This is a genomic window from Micrococcus sp. LASM2_SD2 (assembly GCF_057364565.1).
Genome location: NZ_JBNFOB010000433.1, coordinates 1 through 838, shown reverse-complemented (window position 1 = coordinate 838; position 838 = coordinate 1). Strand labels below are relative to the sequence as shown.

Sequence of the window (838 nt, the reverse complement as noted above, 5' to 3'; positions counted from 1 at the left end):
CGCACATCGCTGCGCGTCCAGGGGGAGCTGCGCCGCTCCCTGCTGCGCCGGCGCCTGCTCGAGGCGGACGCCCTCGGGCGACGTCGGCCCGGACGCCGTGCTCGTCACCCGCGGATTGGACGGCCTGGACGACTACCATGCCAAGGTCCTGCCCGCCCTGGCCGCTGCCGCCGTGGTCCCGCCGGCGCTGATCGGGTGGGCCCTGCTGCGCGACCCACTGTCCGCGCTGCTGCTGGTCCTCACGCTGCCCCTCGTGCCGCTGTTCATGGTGCTCATCGGCCGGCACACCGCCGAGCGCATCGCCGCTGCGGCCGCGGGGCTGGACCGGCTCTCGGCCCAGCTGGCCGAGCTGCCCGCGGCCTGCCGGTGCTCGTCGGGCTGCACCGGGCCGGCGTGCAGCGCCGCTCGCTCGAACGCGTCGCCGAGCGCCACCGTGCGGCCACGATGGGCACGCTGCGCACCGCCTTCCTGTCCGGCCTGGTCCTGGAGCTGCTCGCCTCCCTGTCCGTGGCGGTGGTGGCCGTGGTGATCGGCGTCCGGCTCGTCTCCGGGAGCCTGGGGCTCGCCGAGGGGCTGGTGGTCCTGGTGATCGCCGCCGAGGTCTACCTGCCCCTCCGCGAGATCGGCGCGGCCTTCCACTCCTCCGAGGACGCCGAGGCGGCCCGGGAACGCGTCCTGGCCCGCGTGCAGGCGCCGCCCCGGGTATCCGCACTGGACGCGCTGCGGTGCCCGGACCATGCGGGTGCGGACGTTGCCGCGCGGGTCCGCGGACGGGACCGGCCGGGACGGCCTGCCGGACGGCCGGGGTGCGGGGACGCGGAGAGCCGGTGCTGGCCGT

At 77.1% G+C, this 838-nt stretch carries 1 protein-coding gene; it reads left to right on the top strand.

The window, feature by feature from the left end:
- Window positions 1-366: 366 nt before the first annotated feature.
- Window positions 367-838, top strand: a 472-nt coding sequence (locus AC2W7A_RS12955; protein WP_485991685.1) for a 6TM ABC transporter family protein, incomplete at its 3' end; no start/stop codon positions are given.